Source organism: Streptomyces sp. NTD107 (assembly GCF_059510435.1).
On record NZ_JCAJZV010000012.1, the window covers coordinates 22358 to 41162 of the forward strand.

Here is an 18805-nt window from a genome sequence, read left to right on the forward strand (position 1 = left end):
CCGCACGCGCGGTCCCGGCGGTGCGGTGGGCCGGGCGGCGTGGCCTCGCGGTGATCGGCGGGGTGAGGACCTAGGGTTACCGGCCATGGCAGCGTCACGAATTGAGCCGACGGAGGATTCCGGAGACATGAACGGCCCCGGCGCTGAGGCTCCTTACGCGTTCCGGCGGGCGGTGGCGGCGCTGGGTGCCGCCCGGCCGCGGCCCGAGGTGCGGCTGTCGCCGCTGCCGGCCCCGCGCCGGCTCGCCCCGTACGCGCACGCCCTGGAGGCGGCGGTCACGGTGGACGGTGCGGAGGTGGCGGACGGCAGGTTCGTGCTGCTGCACGCCCCGCACGGGGACGAGAGCTGGCGCGGGGAGTTCCGGGTGGTGACCCTGGCCCGTGCCGATCTGGATCCGGAGCTGGGGGCGGATCCGCTGCTGCCCGAGGTGGCGTGGTCGTGGCTGACGGAGGCGCTGGAGGGGCGGGGGCTGTCCTGGCTGGAGCCGAGCGGCACGGTGACCCGGGCCGGCTCGTACTTCTTCGGCGGGCTGGGTGACCGGCCGCCGCGTACCGAGGTGGAGCTGCGGGCGTCGTGGACGCCGCAGGATCCGCAGGAGGCGGCCGGGCATCTGCTGGCCTGGTGCGGGCTGCTGGCCCAGTGCGCCGGGCTGCCGCCGGAGCCGGCGGGCGGCGGCACGGTGGCGGCCTTTCCCCGGCGGCGCGGGCCGCGCCCGGTGTAGGGGGGCAGGAAAGCGCACAACGGGCCGTATGACAAGGCGAACCGAAGGAGAAACCTACGAATCACCGGTTCGTGATCATTCTCTAAAGGCCCAAGGAGTTCATGCCGAAGGAGTCAATGACCCTTCCATCCGGATCGCCCCGGCTTCAGTAGATAAGTCGGCTCCGTCCCCATCCAGCCCGGAGGCCCGGTGTCAGTTCTCCTTGAGCACCCCACAAGCCTGGTGGCCTACCGCCCCAACAAGCCCACCGCGATGGTCGTCGTGGCCGATCCCCGTGTCCGCTCCACCGTGACCCGCCATCTGTGGGCGCTGGGGGTGCGGGATGTGATCGAGGCGTCGTCCATCGCGGAGGCCCGCCCGCGGGTGGCCAACCCCCGTGACATCTGCGTCGCCGATGTCCACCTCCCCGACGGTTCGGGGCTGACCCTGCTGTCGGAGACCCGGGCGGCGGGCTGGCCCAATGGGCTGGCGCTGTCCGCCGCCGATGACATCGGTGCCGTCCGCAACGCGCTGGCGGGCGGCGTCAAGGGCTACGTCGTCACCGGCACCCGCAACAACCTGGGCCCGCCGGCCCGGCACGGCGCGGCGCAGATCGGCGCCGCCGCCCGGATGCACCACCACCGGCGCCCGCCGGGCGCGCCCGCCCACCAGGGTGGCTACCGCGAGCTGTCGGGGCGCGAGGTGGAGGTGCTGCGACTGGTGGCGGAGGGGCAGTCCAACAAGGCCATCGGGGTGTCGATGGGCCTGTCGGCGCTGACCGTCAAGAGCCATCTGGCGCGGATCGCCCGCAAGCTCGGCACGGGTGACCGGGCCGGCATGGTGGCGGTGGCGCTGCGTACCGGGATCATTCACTGATCGACTTGTTTCCACCGGATCCCACAGAATCCATCGACCGCCCCGCTGCCCGCGGTGTCCGTGCCGGACGCCCGCGGGCAGCGGGGCGTTTGCGGTCGGATACGGTCGGACACCGCGCACCGTACGCACACCGTTACCCTTGACAGGTGACCGACGCTCAGCAAACCGCCGATGACGCCGCCCCACCGACCGCCGAGCCGTCCGGTCCGGCGGCGGTTCCGTTGCTGGCCCCCCGGGAGGGCGTTCCGGAGGTCACGGCCGATGAGGCGGCGCTGGAGTCGGTGGTGGCCGCCTTCGCGGCGGGGAGCGGGCCGGTCGCGGTGGACGCGGAGCGGGCGTCCGGTTATCGGTACGGGCAGCGCGCGTATCTGGTGCAGTTGCGGCGGGACGGCGCGGGGACGGTCCTGATCGATCCGGTGGCCTGCCCCGATCTGAGCGCGCTGGGCGCGGCGGTGTCCGGCACCGAGTGGGTGCTGCACGCGGCGACCCAGGATCTGCCGTGCCTGCGCGACATAGGAATGGTTCCCGAGCAGTTGTTCGACACCGAGCTGGCGGGCCGGCTGGCCGGGTTCGCCCGGGTGGGCCTGGGCGTCATGGTGGAGAACGTGCTCGGCTACAGCCTGGAGAAGGGGCACTCGGCGGTGGACTGGTCCTCGCGTCCGCTGCCCGAGCCGTGGCTGCGGTACGCGGCGCTGGACGTGGAGCTGCTGGTCGATCTGCGGGACGCGCTGGAGGAGGAGCTGGCCAAGCAGGGGAAGCTGGAGTGGGCGCGGCAGGAGTTCGCGGCGATCGTCGCCGCTCCCCCGCCGCCGCCGCGCAAGGACCCCTGGCGCCGCACCTCGGGGGTGCACAAGGTGCGGCGGCGCAGACAGCTGGCGGTGGTGCGGGAGCTGTGGACCACCCGCGATCATGCGGCGCAGCGCCGCGATCTGTCGCCGGGGAAGGTGCTGGCGGACGCCGCGATCGTGGCGGCGGCGCTGGCGGTGCCGGCCGATGTGACGGCGCTGGCGGCGCTGCCCGGGTTCGGGCACCGGATGGGCCGGCGGCAGTTGCAGCAGTGGCAGGCGGCGATCGACCGGGCGAAGCGGCTGCCGGAGTCGCAGCTGCCGCAGCCGGGGCAGCCGGCGGCGGGACCGCCGCCGCCCCGGTCGTGGGCGGACAAGGATCCGGCGGCGGCGGCGCGTCTTACGGCGGCGCGGGCGGCGGTGACCGCGCACGCGGAGGAGCTGCGGCTGCCGCAGGAGAATCTGCTGACGCCGGACACGGTGCGCCGGCTGTGCTGGGAGCCGCCGGCCCGGCCGGAGCCGGAGCTGGTGGCCGAGTCGTTGCGCGCGCTGGGCGCGCGGGAGTGGCAGATCGAGCAGACGGTGCCGCTGCTGGCACAGGCGCTGGCCGCCGAGGCGTAACCGGGCGGGGTTCGGCGGGGATTGGGGCGTGGATCGCCCTTGCCAGGCGGTTACCCACGAGTAGCATGGGTGGTGGACCGCATACTCCCGCCGGGGCACGAGGCCGAGCCCGTAACCGCCCCGCCCCGGCCGGGATCCCACGCGTGGAGGAGAGCCAACGTGCCCCGTACCGTCAGGGATGTCGTCTTCGTCGACGGCGTCCGCACCCCGTTCGGCAAGGCGGGCCCGAAAGGGATCTACCACGAGACCCGCGCGGATGATCTGGTGATCAAGTGCATCAGGGAACTGCTGCGGCGCAATCCGGGGCTGCCGCCCCAGCGGGTGGAGGAGGTGGCGATCGCCGCCACCACGCAGATCGGTGACCAGGGGCTGACGCTGGGCCGCAGCGCCGCGATTCTGGCCGGGCTGCCCTCGTCCGTCCCCGGCTATTCGGTCGACCGCATGTGCGCGGGCGCGATGACGGCGGTGACCTCGGTCGCCGGGGCGATCGCGTTCGGCTCCGCCGATGTGGCGGTGGCCGGCGGCGTCGAGCACATGGGCCGGCATCCGATGGGCGAGGCCGTGGACCCCAATCCGCGGTTCGTCTCCGAGCGGCTGGTCGACGAGTCGGCCCTCTTCATGGGCATGACGGCGGAGAATCTGCACGACCGCTTCCCGCACCTCACCAGGGCCCGGGCCGATGAGTACGCCGTACGCAGTCAGGAGAAGGCGGCCAAGGCGTACGCGGACGGCAAGATCCAGTCCTCCCTCGTACCGGTGACGGTGCGCCGTACCAGCGCGGAGAGCGGCGGCGAGCTGGGCTGGGGCCTGGCCACCGAGGACGAGCCGATGCGGCCGGGCACCACACTGGAGGGGCTGGCCGGGCTCAAGACCCCCTTCCGGCCGCACGGGCGGGTCACGGCCGGCAACGCCGCCGGGCTCAACGACGGGGCCACCGCCTCGCTGATCGCGGACGAGGACACCGCGCGCGAGCTGGGACTGCCGGTGCGGATGCGGCTGGTGTCGTACGCCTTCGCCGGGGTGGACCCCGAGGTGATGGGCATCGGCCCGGTGCCGGCCACCGAGAAGGCGCTGGCCAAGGCCGGTCTGTCGATCGGGGACATCGGGCTCTTCGAGGTCAATGAGGCGTTCGCGGTGCAGGTGCTGGCGCTGCTGGACCACTTCGGGATCGCGGACGACGATCCGCGGGTCAATCAGTACGGCGGGGCGATCGCGTACGGTCATCCGCTGGCGTCCTCCGGCGTCCGGCTGATGAACCAGCTCGCCCGCCAGTTCGAGGACCAGCCGCAGGTCCGGTACGGGCTGACCACCATGTGCGTGGGGCTCGGCATGGGCGGCACGGTTATCTGGGAGAACCCGCTGTGGGAGGGCCGGTGAGCGACGCATGCCGGGCCGCCCGGAGTCGGACAACACACATGCCGCACCGTCGCCCGGCGGGCGGAGAAGCGAACAAGGAGATGCCGTGAGCACCACCGTCGGCTCGTCCGAGCTGCTGAAGGCCGCCGCCGAGCGGTTCCCGGGTGAAGTGGTCACCCAGGCGCAGGTACGTCATCTGGAGCTGCCGGCGAACGGCGGCCGGTTCGCGCTGATCACCCTCGACAACGGGTTCGATCACAAGAAGCCCACCACCTTCGGGCCCCGTTCGCTGGCGAACATCGACGCCGCCATCGACCAGGTGGCGGCCGAGGCGGCGGCCGGGGAGATCGTCGGCGTCGGGATCACCGGCAAGCCGTTCGTCTTCGCGGTGGGCGCCGACCTCAAGGGCGTGGCCGCGCTGCGCACCCATGAGGAGGCCCTGGCCATCGGGCGCGGCGGGCACGAGGTGTTCAAACGGCTGTCCGCGCTGCCGGTGCCGACCTTCACGTACTACAACGGCGCGGCGCTGGGCGGCGGGGTCGAGATCGGGCTGCACTGCACGTACCGCACCGTCTCCCGCTCGATCGCCGGCTTCGCCCTGCCGGAGGTCTTCCTCGGCCTGGTGCCCGGCTGGGGTGGCTGTACGCTGCTGCCGCAGCTGATCGGCGCGGAGCGGGCCGTCTCGGTGATCATCGGCAACTCCCTCAACCAGAACCGGCAGCTCAAGGGCGTCCAGGTCCATGAGCTGGGGATCGCCGACGCGCTCTTCGACGCGGCGGACTTCCTGGAACAGTCCCTGGTGTGGACCTCGGCGGTGCTGCGCGGCGAGCTGACGGTGGCGCGCCAGGAGCCGGATCGCGGGGACGCCTGGGACGAGGCGGTGGCCGGGGGCCGGGCGCTGGCCGATGCCAAGGTGCACGGGGCGGCGCCCGCCGCCTACCGGGCGCTGGACATCATCGCGCAGGTGCGGGACGGCGACATCGCCGCCGGGTTCGACGCCGAGGACCGGGCGCTGGCCGATCTCGTCCAGGGGGACGAGCTGCGCAGCGGGCTGTACGCCTTCAACCTGGTGCAGGGCCGCGCCAAGCGGCCCGCCGGTGCGCCGGACAAGTCGCTGGCCCGGCCGGTCACCAAGGTCGGTGTGGTGGGCGCGGGGCTGATGGCCTCGCAGCTGGCGCTGCTGTTCGCCCGCCGTCTTGAGGTGCCGGTGGTGCTCACCGACATCGATCAGGAGCGGGTGGACAAGGGCGTCGGCTGGGTGCACGAGCAGATCGATCTGCTGCTGCTCAAGGGGCGCGTCAGCCAGGACAAGGCCAACCGGCTGAAGGCGTCCGTCACCGGGTCGCTGGAGACCGCCGCCGCCTTCGCGGACGCGGACTTCGTGATCGAGGCGGTCTTCGAGGAGATGGGCCTCAAGCAGCAGGTGTTCGCGGAGCTGGAGGCGGTGGTGCCGCCGCACGCGATCCTGGCCACCAACACCTCCTCGCTGTCGGTCACCGAGATGGCCGCCAAGCTGGAGCACCCCGAGCGGGTGGTGGGCTTCCACTTCTTCAACCCGGTGGCGGTGCTGCCGCTGCTGGAGATCGTGCGGGCGGAGCGTACCGATGACGCCGCGCTGGCCACGGCGTTCGCGGTCAGCCGGAAGCTGAAGAAGACCTCGGTGCTGGTGAAGGACGCGCCGGCGTTCGTGGTGAACCGCATCCTGACCCGGTTCATGGGTGAGGTGCTGCGGGCGATCGACGAGGGCACCGAGGTGGCGGTGGCCGACCGGGCGCTGGCGCCGCTGGGGCTGCCGATGTCGCCGATCGAGCTGCTGGAGCTGGTGGGCCCGGCGGTGGCGCACCATGTGGCGGGCACCTTGGAGCGGGCGTATCCGGACCGGTTCACGGTGTCGGCGAATCTGGGCCGGGTGGTGGAGGCCGGGAAGAAGACCTTCTACCGCCATGAGACCGGCAGCCCGGTGCTCGATCCGGCGGTGCTGGCGCTGTTCGAGGTGGCCGACGCGCCGCTGACCGGTGAGCAGGTACGGGACCGGGCGCTGGACGCGATCGCGCGGGAGATCGGGCTCATGCTGGACGAGGGCGTGGTGGCCGAGGCGCAGGACATCGATCTGTGTCTGATCACCGGCGCGGGCTGGCCGTTCCATCTGGGCGGCATCACCCCGTACCTGGACCGGGCCGGGGTGTCCGAGCGGGTGCTGGGCCGGCGGCTGCTGGAGCGGGGCGTGGCCTCCGTACCGCAGTAGTGGGCGGGGAGTGACGGGGGCGCCCGGCTGTCGCAAGACGGCCGGGCGCCTTCGCGCGTGGGGTCTGGCAATCCAGCGAGCCGGACATATCATCGGTTGACATGCCATACCTCACGTTCGGCCTGCCGCGCAGGCTGCGTCACATCCTCGGCTGGACCCTGGCCGGGCTGCTGGTGGTCGGCGCGGGCACGGGGTTCTGGCTCTACCGCCAGATCAACGGCAATCTGCGCAGTGTCGACATCAACGCCGAGCTCGGCGAGCAGGACCGGCCGCAGCCCGACCCCGAGCAGCCCGCCCAGGACATCCTCGTGCTCAGCGCCGATCCCACCGCCGGCCAGCAGTCCGCCATGGTGGTGCATCTCCCCGAGGACGGCGACGCGGTCACCGTCGTGGGCCTGCCCGGGGACATCTCCGTACCCCGCCCGGCGTGCGCGGCGCCGGACGGCGGCGCCGATACGGCGGCCGGCGGCGTACTGCCCTTCGGCGAGATCTACGGCGCCGGCGGGCCCAGCTGCGTGGTGCGCAGTGTCGAAGAGATGTCCGACATCCGGATGGACCACTACCTGGAGGTCGATTTCGGGCGCTTCGCCCAGCTCGCCGACGCGGTCGGCGGGGTGACGCTCACCCTCCCCGAACCGGTGTACGACGCGACCGGCGCCGTCGTACTCGACCGCGGCACCCACACCCTCAGCGGCGTGCAGGCCCTCGCCGCGGCGCGGGCCGCACAGCCCGCCGACGGCCAGCCCGCGCTGCGCGAACGGATGCTGCTGGCCCTGCTCACCGAAGTCGACTCCGAGGGCATGCTCTCCAGCCCCGCCAAGCTCTACCGGCTGGCGGACGCCGCCACCAAGTCCCTCACCACCGACTCCGAACTGGGCTCGCTCACCGATCTGCTGGACTTCGCCCAGCGGCTCAGCGGGGTGGACACCGGCGAACTGCGCACCGTCACGCTGCCCGCGCCCGGCGCGGCGGCCGATAGCGTGTGGGAGGCGCTGCGCACCGGGACCCCGGTACCGAAGGACGCCACCGCAGAGGGGGAATGATGGAGCCGCTGGTCGTGGTGGACGGGGCCAATGTGGTGGGATCCGTCCCCGACGGCTGGTGGCGGGACCGGCGCGGCGCGGCCGAGCGGCTGCGGGACCGGCTGACCGGGTACCCCGGTCCGGTGGAGCTGGTGCTGGTCGTCGAGGGCGCCGCCCGGGGGGTGGCGCCGGTGCCCGGGGTGCGGGTGGAGTCCGCGCCGGGCAGCGGCGACGACCGGATCGTCGAGCTGGTACGGGAGGAGGGGCCGGGACGGCCGGTGCTGGTGGTGACCGCCGACCGGGGGCTGCGCGCCCGGGTGACGGAGCTCGGCGCCGAGGTGGCCGGGCCCCGCACCGTACGGGAGCTGGGCTGAGCCGGACGGCTGGAACCGGCCGGGTTTTCTGGCGCGGGAACGATGAGTTCCGCGCGCCGCCCGGGTCTGATCTCACGAGGGCCGTGCCACGGCACCGCGGGATCACGATTTCAGGAGGCGTCAGCGATGGCCACCAGGGGCATCTTCATCAATCTGCCGATCGAGGACCTCGACCGGTCCAAGGAGTTCTACACCCGGCTCGGCTTCACCATCAGCGAGCAGATGACGAACGAGGAGGCGTCCTGTGTCGTGGTCCAGCCCGACAGCATCTACGTGATGCTGCTGACCAAGCCGTTCTTCGCGAGGTTCACCGACAAGGAGATCGCGGACACCGGACGGACGGTGGGTGTGCTGAACGGCCTTTCGGCCGGCAGCAGGCAGGAGGTCGACGAGCTGGCCGACCGGGCGCTGGCGGCCGGGGGGAAGCCGGCGAAGGAGCCGATGGAGGACGCGTCGATGTACCAGCGCAGCTTCCAGGACCCGGACGGCCACCTGTGGGAGGTCTTCTGGATGGACCCGGCCTCGATGCAGAACGCCTGACCGGCGAACGGAAACGGAACGGGGGCGGGGCGGGGGGCGCGGGAGGCTCGCGGAGGGCGACCGCGAGCCTCCCGGGGCGGCTCGGATACGGACTCAGGCCCCGGCGGTGGCCGCGTCCAGGCGGCCGTCCAGCCGGGCCACCAGGCCGGTGATCTGCCGGGCGATGTCCGGCCCGGTCAGCCCGATCTCGGCCATGATCTCCTTGCGGGAGGCGTGGTCGAGGAACCGCTCGGGGATCCCGAAGTCGCGCAGCGGGATGTCCACATCGGCGTCCCGCAGCGCCTGCGCGATCGCCGAACCGACCCCGGCGGCACGGCTGTTGTCCTCGACCGTGACCACCACCCGGTGCTCGGCGGCCAGGCCCGGCAGCGCCGCGTCCACCGGCTTGACCCAGCGCGGGTCCACCACGGTGGAGGTGATGCCCTGCTGCTCCAGCAGCGCCGCCGCCTCCAGGGCGACGGGGGCCAGCGCGCCGATCGACACCAGCAGCACGTCGGGGCGGTCGGTGCCGGCGTGCCGCAGGATGTCCATGCCGCCGATGGTGCCCACGGCGGGGACGGTCTTGCCGACCGCGCCCTTGGAGTAGCGGACCACGGTGGGCGCGTCCGAGACCTGGACGGCCTCGCGCAGCTGGCGGCGTACCTCCTCCGCGTCCCGGGGGGCGGCCAGCCGCAGGCCCGGGACCACCTGGAGGATCGACATGTCCCACATGCCGTGGTGCGAGGCGCCGTCGGGCCCGGTGACACCGGCCCGGTCCAGGACGAAGGTGACCCCGCACTTGTGCAGCGCCACGTCCATCAGCAACTGGTCGAAGGCCCGGTTGAGGAAGGTCGCGTACACCGCGAACACCGGGTGCAGTCCGCCGGTGGCCAGCCCGGCGGCGGAGACCGCGCCGTGCTGCTCGGCGATGCCGACGTCGTAGATCCGGTCGGGGAACTCCTCGGCGAACGCCTGGAGGCCCACCGGGCGCAGCATCGCGGCGGTGATGGCCACGATGTCCTCGCGCTCGCGGCCGAGCTTGACGATCTCCTCGCCGAAGACCGAGGTCCAGTCGGCGCCGGGGGTGGCCACCGGCAGGCCGGTGTCGGGGTGGATGACGCCCACCGCGTGGAACTGGTCGGCCTCGTCGTCGCGGGCGGGCTGGTAGCCGCGGCCCTTCTCGGTGATGCAGTGCACGATGACCGGGCCGCCGAACCGCTTGGCGCTCTTGAGGGCCGACTCCAGCGCGCCGATGTCGTGGCCGTCGATGGGGCCCACGTACTTCAGCCCCAGGTCCTCGAACATGCCCTGCGGGGCGATGACGTCCTTGAGGCCCTTCTTCGCGCCGTGCAGCGTGTCGTACAGCGGCTTGCCGACCACCGGCGTGCGGTTGAGCATCTCCTTGCCGCGGGCCAGGAAGCGCTCGTAGCCCTCGGTGGTGCGCAGGGTGGCGAGATGGTTGGCGAGGCCGCCGATGGTCGGCGAGTACGAGCGCTCGTTGTCGTTGACGACGATGACCAGCGGGCGGTCCTTGGCGGCGGCGATGTTGTTGAGTGCTTCCCAGGCCATGCCCCCGGTGAGCGCCCCGTCGCCGGTGACGGCCACCACGTGCTGGTCGCGGCGGCGCAGCTCGTTGGCCTTGGCCAGGCCGTCCGCCCAGCCGAGCACGGTGGAGGCGTGGCTGTTCTCGATGACGTCGTGCGGGGACTCGGCGCGCGAGGGGTAGCCGGACAGGCCGCCCTTGGCGCGCAGCTGGGAGAAGTCCTGGCGGCCGGTGAGCAGTTTGTGGACGTAGGACTGGTGTCCGGTGTCCCACAGGATGGAGTCGGCCGGCGAGTCGAAGACCCGGTGCAGGGCGATGGTGAGTTCCACGACGCCGAGGTTGGGGCCGAGGTGGCCGCCGGTTCTGGCGACGGACTCGATGAGGAAGGTGCGGATCTCCTGGGCCAGCTGGTCCAGCTGCTCCGGGGTGAGCCCGTCCAGATCGCGCGGTCCCATCAGACGGGTCAGCAGCGCCACCATTCCTCCTAGCTGTCGAGCGTTCGGTACGTCAAGCAGTTTATGGTCCCCTGCCCGGAGGCAGGGGTCTCAGTATGCGAGATACGTCACCGGGCCCCGGGCGCGATCGTCCGTGGGGCGTATCGATCGCGCAGAGCCCGGTGATGATCCGCTCACCTTACGGCGTCAGGTGCGCCCCGCGGTGCGCTGGGTGCGCCGGGACACGGAGTCGAGAACGACGGCGAGCAGCAGCACCGCGCCGGTGATCATGTACTGGATCTCGGCCGCCATGCCCAGCAGGTTCAGTCCGGTGGTGATGGACTGGATGACGAGGGTGCCCAGCAGCGCCGACCAGACCCAGCCCCGGCCGCCGAAGAGGCTGGTGCCGCCGATGACGGCGGCGGCGATGACGTTCATCAGCAGGTTGCCCGAGCCCAGGGACTTGGAGGCGCCGCCGGCCTGGGCGGCCCAGAACAGGCCGCCGAGCGCGGCCAGCGATCCGGCGATGACGAAGACCGTCAGCCGGACCCGGGCGACGTTGATTCCGGCCCGGCGGGCGGCCTCGGCGCTGCCGCCGACTGCGTAGATCTGCCGGCCGTAGGTGGTGTGCCGCAGCACGAAGTGGCCGGCGAACAGCACCGCCAGGAAGATGACCAGGGCCAGCGGCAGTCCGCGGTGCTGGTTGAGGGTGTAGGCGACGGTGAAGGAGGCCAGCGCCACCAGGCCGCCGCGCAGCACGATCTCGGTGAGCGGGCGGGTGGGCAGGGCGGCGCGCTCGCGGCGGCGTTCGGTACGCAGCAGGGCCAGGACGTACCCGGCGGTGATCAGCGCGGCGAGCCCGTACCCGTAGGCGATGTCGGAGAAGTAGAAGGTGGTGAAGTCGCGCACCAGGGAGTCGCGGGGGATGTTGATGGTGCCCTCGTTGCCCATCACCCAGATCTGGAGGCCGCTCCAGCCCAGGAAGCCGGCCAGGGTGACGACGAAGGCGGGGACGCCGATCTTGGCGAAGAAGAAGCCGTGGATGAGGCCGACGGTGGCGCCGCCGGCGATGGCCAGGGCGATGGCGAGCAGGTCGTTGACCCCGTGGCTGACGGAGAGCACGGCCCACAGGGCGGCGGAGAGTCCTGCCACCGAGCCGATGGAGAGGTCGATCTCGCCGAGCAGCAGCACCAGCACGATGCCGACCGCCATGATGCCGGGGCCGGCGATGTAGACGGAGATGTTGGAGAGGTTGCCGGGGGTGAGGAAGGTGCCGGTCTGGGCCTCGAAGACGACGGCGATGATGACGAGGCCGACGACGACGGGGAGGGAGCCGAGTTCGCCGCCGCTGATCCGGCGGCGGAATTCGGTGAGATAGCCGGCCAGGCCGCTTTCGCGGACCAGCAGCCGGGGGTCGGGGGCGGGCTGGGTCATGACGGGTCCTCCTGCGACCGCTCGGTGCTGTCGCCGTCCTGGTCGAGGGCGGCGATACGGTCGCGGCGGCGGCTGACCGCGTTGTCGGCGGCGCCGGTGATGGCGGCGATGATCGTCTCGTGGGAGGTGCCGGCCACCGGGAAGACGCCGTTGTTGCGGCCGAGCCGCAGCACCGCCACCCGGTCGGCGACGGCCTGGACATCGGCCATGTTGTGGCTGATGAGGATGACGGCGAGGCCGCGTTCGCGCAGCCGTTCCACCAGATCGAGGACCTGGGCGGTCTGTTCGACGCCGAGGGCGGCGGTGGGCTCGTCCAGGATGACCACCTCGGGCGAGCCGATCAGCGCGCGGGCGATGGCGACGACCTGGCGCTGGCCGCCGGAGAGCGAGGCGACCGGGATCCGGACCGAGGGGATGCGGATGGCGAGGGTGTCCAGCAGTTCGCGGGAGCGCTGCTCCATGGTGACGTGGTCCAGCACCAGGTGGCGGCGGATCTCGTGGCCGAGGAAGAGGTTGGCGACCACGTCGAGGTTGTCGCACAGCGCCAGGTCCTGGTAGACGGTGGCGATGCCGAGTTCCTGGGCGTCGTGCGGCCGGGCGATCCGTACCGGGGTGCCCCGGAAGTGGATGGCGCCGGAGTCGATGGGGTGCACCCCGGCGATGGTCTTGACGAGGGTGGACTTTCCGGCACCGTTGTCGCCCACCAGGGCGGTCACCTCGCCGGGGCGTATCTCCAGATCGACGTCGGTGAGCGCCTGGACGGCGCCGAACCGCTTGGAGACACCGCGCAACTCCAGTACGGGGGCGGCGGTCATGGGGGGTCGTTCTCCTTGGTGATGGGGCCGGGCCGGGGTGCGGCCCGGCCCCGAAGACGGGGAAGTGGGGGGAAGCCGGGGGAAGGAGCGGATCAGCCGAGGCCGGCGGCGGCACAGGCGTCCGCGTAGTCGCGGGTGCAGATCTCCTCGACGGAGTAGAACTCGTCGGCGATGACGGTCTCCGCGATGGTGTCGGGGGTGACGACGACCGCCTTCAGCAGCGCGCTGGGGACACCCTGGGTGGTCGGGGAGTCGATGGTGTCGGGGACGAGGTCGGAGAAGTCCTCGCCGCGCAGCACCCGCACCGCGACCTCGGCGGTGAGCTGGCCCTGCGGGACCAGCGCCTTGTAGATGGTGAAGGTCTGCTCGCCGGCGACGATCCGCTGGAGCCCGGCGAGTTCGGCGTCCTGGCCGCCGACGATCACCTCGTGCAGATCGGCGGCGTGCAGCGCGGTGATGATGCCGGCCGCCATGCCGTCGTTGGCGGAGTACACGGCGTCGACGGCGTCGGCGCCCAGGGACTCCACGGCACCGGCGACGTCCTCGTTCGCCGATGAGGCGAGCCACTTGTCCACGTCGGACTCGTAGATGATGTCGACCACGCCGTCCAGCACCTCGTGGGCGCCGGCCTTGAACATCGCGGCGTTGGGGTCGGTGGGCGAGCCGTTGATCATCACCACGCCGGCGCCCTCGGCGTCGTCGCCCAGCGCGTCCAGCAGGGCCTGGCCCTGGAGCCGGCCGACCTCGAAGTTGTCGTAGGAGATGTAGGCGACCACATCGCCCTCGGCGAGCCGGTCGTAGGCGACCACGGGCACGCCCTGGGCGGCGGCCTCCTCCACCCAGGACGCGGTGGAGGCGGAGTCCACCGCGTCCAGGATGATGACGTCGACGCCCTGGGTGAGCATCGCGTCGAACTGCTGCTTCTGGAGCGCGGTGTCCTCGTTGGCGTTGTTGTACTGGACCTTGCAGTCACCGCACAGCTCGGCGATCTTGTTCTCGATGGAGGGCCGGTCGAAGGACTCGTAGCGGGTGGTGGCGTTCTCCGGCAGCAGCAGCCCGATGGTGCCGGACTCCTTGCCCTCCCGCTCGCCGCCGCCGGTGCCGTTTCCGTCGTCGGAGCCGCCGCCGCCCGCCTCGCCGCAGGCGGTCAGGGCCGCCGCAAGTCCGAGGGACACGATGCCCACGGCTATCGGGCGCAACTGCATACGCATGATGATTTCGCCTCCCTGGCCCGGCCGCCACGGTGCGGCCGGGGTCGGCGCAAGAGATAACTCCGCGAATTAGCCGCCGTCAATACTTAAAACAGGCATCTCGCAAAACGATACGGATTCGCTGTCCGGCGCTCCGACGGGGATTCAAGAGATGAACGCTGCCTGCCCGTTCGGGCATTCTTTCCGCCTTCTCCTGTGGTTTTCCGGACCGATTGCTCAGTGGCTCACCAAAGCCGCGTCGCCCACTTCGCTCAGCGCCAGCGCCAGCGCCCCCAGGACTTCCGCTCGACCGCCCAGCGCACCCGGCACCAGCGTGAGGTTGCGGGCGGCGGACGGGATGGAGTAGCGGCCGACCGAATCCCGGATCGGGGTGAGCGCCACCTCCCCGGCCTCGGCCAGATCGCCACCCAGCACCACCCGGGAGGGGTTGAGCAGATTGCACAGCTGGGCGACGCCCGAGCCGATGTGCCGGCCGATGTCGGCGACCACCCGGCGGCAGCCCGGGTCGCCCTCGCGGGCCAGCTGCACCACCCGGCGCATCGTCAGATCCGGGCCGTGGCTGGCGTGCAGCAGCGGCAGTACGTGGCGGGCCGCGGTGAAGGTCTCCAGGCAGCCCCGGTTGCCGCAGCGGCACACCGGGCCCGACTCGTCCAGGGTGATGTGCCCGATCTCCCCGGCGGTGCCGCCCGGGCCCCGGTAGATCCGGCCGTTCATCACCAGGCCGGCGCCCACCCCGGAGGCGACCTTGATGTAGGCGAGGTCGCCGCAGCCGCGGCCCGAGCCCCACACGAGTTCGCCGAGCGCGCCGAGGTTGGCGTCATTGTCGACATGGACCGGTACGCCGGTTCTGGCGGCCAGTTCCTCGCGCGGGTTGGTGCCGCGCCAGCCCGGCAGAATCGCGGTCGAACCCAGCGTGCCGGTGGCCACATCGATGGGGCCAGGCACGCCCAGGCCCATGCCGAGGATCTTGGTACGGTCCACCCCGGCGGTTCCCAGCAGCTTGGCCACCAGCTTCTCGGCCCGGTCGAATCCCTCGGCCGCCGACGCGTCCACGTCGAAGGGCTCGGCCTCCTCCGCCAGCACCTGGTGGGAGAGGTTCCCCACGGCCACCCGCAGATGCGAGTGGCCGAAGTCGATGCCCACCACGATGCCGGCGTCGGCCGCCAGCGACACGCTGCGGGCCCGGCGGCCACCGGCCGAGGTGGTACGCACCTCGACGTGCCCACCGTCCTTCAGCTCCCGCACGATGTTGGACACCGTGGCCGCCGAAAGCCCCGTGGTCCGGGCGATGTCCGCCTGGGTCAGGGCTCCGGCGGTGCGCACGGCGCGTACCACCCGTTCCAGGTTGGCCCGGTGCAGTGACGACTGCGACCCCGGAGTCTGCACGGCTCACACCCCTTATCTAGCCGCCCGCGTACACTATTTGACCGCACGCGGGGCCGCAGGGGAAGCGGCCGGTTACCGGACGGCTCCCGCGGTCAGACCGGTCTGCACCTGCCGCTGGAAGGTCACATAGACCACCAGGACGGGCAGCATCGCCATCGAGACGCCCGCGTACAGGGCACCCCAGTCCCCCTCGTACCGCTGCTGGACCAGCAGGGCGGCCAGGCCCTGCGGGAGCACGGCGTCGTCGGGCGAGCCGATGTTGAGCACCTTGGGCAGCACGAACTGGTTCCACTGACCGAGGAAGTTGAAGATCCCGATGCTGATGAGGCCCGGCTTGGCCATCGGCATCATGATCTGGAAGAAGATCCGGGTGTGTGAGGCGCCGTCCAGGACGGCCGCCTCCTGGACGGCGCTGGGCAGGGTGCGGAAGAAGGACACCAGAAAGAAGACGGTGAACGGCAAGGAATAGGCGATGTAGACCAGGATCAGCCCTTGTCTGGTGTTCAGCAGCCCGAAATTGTCGAGCACGAAGAACAGCGGCACCAGGGCGAGAAAGACCGGGAACATCAGGCCGCTGGTGAACAGCAGATGGACGATCCGGTTGCCCCGGAAGTCGTACCGGGCGATGACATAGGCCGCCATCGCGCCGAGCAGCATGGTGCCGGTGAGCGAACCGGAGAGAATGATCAGCGAGTTGAGGGTGTAGCGGCCGATATTGGCCGTGGTCCAGGCGTTGGTGAAATTCTCCCAGTGCAGGCCGGTGGGCAGCCCGAAGGGGTCCGAGACGATGTCCGGGTGCGGGCGGAAGGCGGCCAGCAGCACCCAGATCAGCGGGCCGGCCGCCAGCACGGTCCACAGCAGCAGAAAGGAGTGGGCGAAGACGTTCAGCACCCCGCCCTCGGTGCGGCGGGCGGCGCCGCGGGTACGGGTCATGGCCTGGGGCTCCTTCACAGCTCGATCCGCTCCCGCCGCGCCAGGCGCATCATCAGGGCGGCGAACAGCAGCATGACGGCGAACAGGGCGACGCCGATGGCGGTGGCGTAGCCGGCCTGGCCCTCGTAGAACGCCATGTCGTACAGATAGCTGGGCACCACGTCGATGCCGTGCTCGGGGATCATGATGGAGACCAGCGCGAAGGCGTCCAGGGCCTGGATGCCCATGTAGAGCCAGCCGGTGCGTACCGTGTCCCAGCTGAGCGGGAGGGTGATGCGGAAGAACGTCACCGGGCGGCTCGCCCCGTCCAGCAGGGCCGCCTCGTAGATCTCGTGCGGGATGGCGCTCATCGCGGCGGAGAAGAGCACCACGTAGAAGCCGACGAAGGACCAGCACAGCACGGCGAGTACGCAGTAGATGGCGAACTTGCCGCCCAGCCAGTCGTTCTGCCGCAGCGAGCCCAGGCCGACGGTGCTCAGGCCCTCGTTGAGGATGCCGCTGCGCGGTGAGTAGATCCGGGACCAGATCACCGCGATGATCGCGATGGACAGCACCTGCGGGAAGAAGTAGAAGATCTTGTAGAAGCGGCTGCCGGTCACCCCGGCGACCGCCTGGCCGCCGCCGCGCCGGCCGCCGGCGTTGAGCATGAAGGCGAAGAACAGGCCGAGCGACAGGGTGATCAGCGGGGCGAGGCCGAGCAGCAGCAGGCTGTTGCGCAGCGCGCCCCAGAACTTGGCGTCGTTCCACAGCCGTTCGTAGTTGTCCAGACCGGTGAAGGTGTACTCGGCGGTGAATCCGGTCCAGTCGGTGAGGGAGTAGAAGAACGCCTGGACGAACGGCGAGATGACGAAGATCGCGTAGACCAGCAGCGGGGCGGCGAGGAACCAGCCGATGAAGCGGTACTCGTCGATGGTGCGGTAGTGCCGGCCCTCGCGTATCCGCCGCGGGGTGAGGCGGGGCGGCACGAAGAGCGCCACCCCCAGCAGCAGCCGGTCCCCCCACCCCATCAGATGTGCTCGAAGTGCTGGAGCGAGTCGTCGGCGGCGGCCGTGTCCGCGGCGCGCTGACAGCGGGTGATGGCCTCGTCGGGGTCGATGTCCCCGGCCATCATGGCGGCGATGGCGCCGCCGATCTCCTCGTTGTTGAGGCGGCGGTACCAGTCGGGCATCCGGGGGGTGACGAGGTGGTCGCCGGCGGCGGCCAGGGTGTCGTTGGCGGAGCTGAGCCCCGGCGGCAGGTCGAGGCCGTCGACCGAGTCGCGGACGCAGGTGAGGGAGGACACCAGGCTGGTGAAGTTGCGGGCGGATTCGCGGCCCAGCATGATGCGCAGGAACTCCATGCCGCCGGCCACGTTGGCGGCGTCGGCGGGGATGAAGAAGGGCTCGCCGGGCGAGGCCCAGATCGTCTCGAAGGGCATGGCGTCGGAGGCGTCCAGCGAGGTGGGCGGGCCGACCGCCATGTCGAAGTCGGCGGGGGTGTTCTTGGCCGCCTCGTTCTCCACCCAGGAGCCGTTGGGGATGAACAGCGCGCGTCCGGCGCACCATTCGTCCTGGGACTCCTCGTGGCTCAGGCCGGGGCTGCCTTCCAGGACATAGCCGCGCGCGGTCAGCTCGTGGTACGCCTCGAAGGCGGCGCGGACGGCCTCGTGGCGCCAGGCGTTGGGCTCCAGGTTGTCGATGGCGCGCAGTACGTCGGCGCCGCCGATCTTGGCGATGAACGGATAGAGGGTGAAGTTGAAGTAGTACGGGTACTGGCCGGCGTACGTCCAGCCGGCCATGCCCGCCCGCTTGGCCTTCTCGCAGACCGCGAGCATCTCGTCCCAGGTGCGGGGGTACTCGGCGTCGAGTCGGTCCAGGGCGGTGCGGGAGTACCACTGGCCGTACACGTGGTAGGCGTAGTTGAGGCGGTAGACGGCCTGGCTGCCGAACTGGCCCATCTCCACGGTGCCGGGCTGGAGGGTGTCGCGCACGGTGACGGCGGGGTCGTCGAGCGAGGGGGCGTCGAGGAGTTCGGTGAGGTCGTGCACCTGGTCGTTGCGGATCAGGGCGGCGATGTCCATGGCCTCGGCGCCGGAGTTGTCGATGACGTCCGGCGGGTCGCCCTTGACCATGCGCGGCTGGATCCGGGACTGGATCTCCTGGGTCTTGACGTGGGTGACGGTGCCGAAGCGCTGTTCGTAGAGTTTCTCGGCGTCGATGGCGTACTGGTCGCCGAACCCGCCGTCGAAGATGACGACTTCGAGGTCGCCGTCGGGGTGGGCGCCCAGCGGGTTGTCGGCGCTGGGTTCGACGCGTCCCAGGGCCTTGTCGCCGCCGCTGCCGCTGCCGCCGCCGGCGCAGGAGGTGAGGGCGCCCAGCGCGGGGAGGGCGAACAGGGAGGCGGCGGCGGTCCGGGTGAGCAGGGTGCGGCGGCCGACGTACGAGGGGTGGGGGGCGTGCGGACGGTGCGGACGTGATGACATGGCTCAAGTCCTCGCCTTCATACGGGACTCGGGCGGCGTGGGTCCGCCCGGGTGCCGACAGGTATAGTCCACTCGCCGCGGCCGGGGAAG

The 18805-nt window shown here is 71.4% G+C and carries 16 protein-coding genes; 8 read left to right on the forward strand and 8 right to left on the reverse strand.

Going from position 1 to position 18805, the window contains the following annotated elements; genetic code table 11:
• Window positions 1–127 precede the first annotated feature (127 nt).
• The 8 genes from AC5WRL_RS21810 to AC5WRL_RS21845 all read left to right on the forward strand — a co-directional run bounded on the left by AC5WRL_RS21810 (window position 128) and on the right by AC5WRL_RS21845 (window position 8519).
• The gene (locus tag AC5WRL_RS21810) at window positions 128–721 is read left to right on the forward strand and encodes a DUF3000 domain-containing protein (RefSeq protein ID WP_496090321.1); all 594 of its coding nucleotides are present in this window, start codon (window positions 128–130) and stop codon (window positions 719–721) included.
• A 189-nt stretch (window positions 722–910) separates the two neighbouring features.
• Window positions 911–1576, forward strand: coding sequence for a response regulator transcription factor (locus AC5WRL_RS21815; protein WP_026047480.1), 666 nt, complete (start codon window positions 911–913; stop codon window positions 1574–1576).
• Window positions 1577–1722: 146 nt separating this feature from the next.
• Entirely contained in the window at window positions 1723–2982 is a 1260-nt protein-coding gene (locus AC5WRL_RS21820) for an HRDC domain-containing protein (protein WP_496090322.1), read from the forward strand.
• Between the two features lie 159 nt (window positions 2983–3141).
• The gene (locus tag AC5WRL_RS21825) at window positions 3142–4359 is read left to right on the forward strand and encodes a thiolase family protein (RefSeq protein ID WP_496090323.1); all 1218 of its coding nucleotides are present in this window, start codon (window positions 3142–3144) and stop codon (window positions 4357–4359) included.
• A gap of 85 nt (window positions 4360–4444) precedes the next feature.
• A complete protein-coding gene (locus AC5WRL_RS21830; RefSeq protein WP_496090324.1) occupies window positions 4445–6583 on the forward strand; it encodes a 3-hydroxyacyl-CoA dehydrogenase NAD-binding domain-containing protein in 2139 nt (712 codons plus the stop codon).
• Window positions 6584–6684: 101 nt separating this feature from the next.
• Entirely contained in the window at window positions 6685–7626 is a 942-nt protein-coding gene (locus AC5WRL_RS21835) for an LCP family protein (protein ID WP_496090325.1), read from the forward strand.
• The gene (locus tag AC5WRL_RS21840; protein WP_496090326.1) at window positions 7623–7979 is read left to right on the forward strand and encodes a PIN domain-containing protein; all 357 of its coding nucleotides are present in this window, start codon (window positions 7623–7625) and stop codon (window positions 7977–7979) included. Before AC5WRL_RS21835 ends, AC5WRL_RS21840 begins: the two co-directional genes overlap by 4 nt.
• Before the next feature lie 126 nt (window positions 7980–8105).
• The gene (locus tag AC5WRL_RS21845) at window positions 8106–8519 is read left to right on the forward strand and encodes a VOC family protein (protein WP_496090327.1); all 414 of its coding nucleotides are present in this window, start codon (window positions 8106–8108) and stop codon (window positions 8517–8519) included.
• Window positions 8520–8612: 93 nt separating this feature from the next.
• On the opposite strand, the gene dxs is transcribed toward AC5WRL_RS21845, so the two are convergent.
• The 8 genes from dxs to ngcE all read right to left on the reverse strand — a co-directional run bounded on the left by dxs (window position 8613) and on the right by ngcE (window position 18715).
• A complete protein-coding gene (dxs, locus tag AC5WRL_RS21850) occupies window positions 8613–10517 on the reverse strand; it encodes a 1-deoxy-D-xylulose-5-phosphate synthase (protein ID WP_496090437.1) in 1905 nt (634 codons plus the stop codon).
• A gap of 165 nt (window positions 10518–10682) precedes the next feature.
• Entirely contained in the window at window positions 10683–11909 is a 1227-nt protein-coding gene (locus AC5WRL_RS21855) for a sugar ABC transporter permease (protein WP_496090328.1), read from the reverse strand.
• Window positions 11906–12724, reverse strand: a complete 819-nt coding sequence (locus AC5WRL_RS21860; protein WP_496090329.1) for an ATP-binding cassette domain-containing protein — start codon at window positions 12722–12724, stop codon at window positions 11906–11908. Before AC5WRL_RS21860 ends, AC5WRL_RS21855 begins: the two co-directional genes overlap by 4 nt.
• Window positions 12725–12816: 92 nt before the next feature.
• Window positions 12817–13935 carry a substrate-binding domain-containing protein gene (locus tag AC5WRL_RS21865; protein ID WP_496090330.1) on the reverse strand — a complete coding sequence of 373 codons (1119 nt, stop codon included), beginning with the start codon at window positions 13933–13935 and terminating at the stop codon, window positions 12817–12819.
• 216 nt (window positions 13936–14151) lie between these two features.
• The gene (locus tag AC5WRL_RS21870; protein ID WP_496090331.1) at window positions 14152–15321 is read right to left on the reverse strand and encodes an ROK family transcriptional regulator; all 1170 of its coding nucleotides are present in this window, start codon (window positions 15319–15321) and stop codon (window positions 14152–14154) included.
• Window positions 15322–15393: 72 nt separating this feature from the next.
• Window positions 15394–16254: a carbohydrate ABC transporter permease gene (locus tag AC5WRL_RS21875; RefSeq protein WP_496090332.1), complete on the reverse strand. Its 861-nt coding sequence runs from the start codon at window positions 16252–16254 to the stop codon at window positions 15394–15396.
• 14 nt (window positions 16255–16268) lie between these two features.
• Window positions 16269–17261, reverse strand: a complete 993-nt coding sequence (locus AC5WRL_RS21880) for a carbohydrate ABC transporter permease (RefSeq protein ID WP_496090333.1) — start codon at window positions 17259–17261, stop codon at window positions 16269–16271.
• Window positions 17261–18715 carry an N-acetylglucosamine/diacetylchitobiose ABC transporter substrate-binding protein gene (gene ngcE, locus AC5WRL_RS21885; RefSeq protein ID WP_496090334.1) on the reverse strand — a complete coding sequence of 485 codons (1455 nt, stop codon included), beginning with the start codon at window positions 18713–18715 and terminating at the stop codon, window positions 17261–17263. Before ngcE ends, AC5WRL_RS21880 begins: the two co-directional genes overlap by 1 nt.
• Window positions 18716–18805 lie beyond the last annotated feature (90 nt).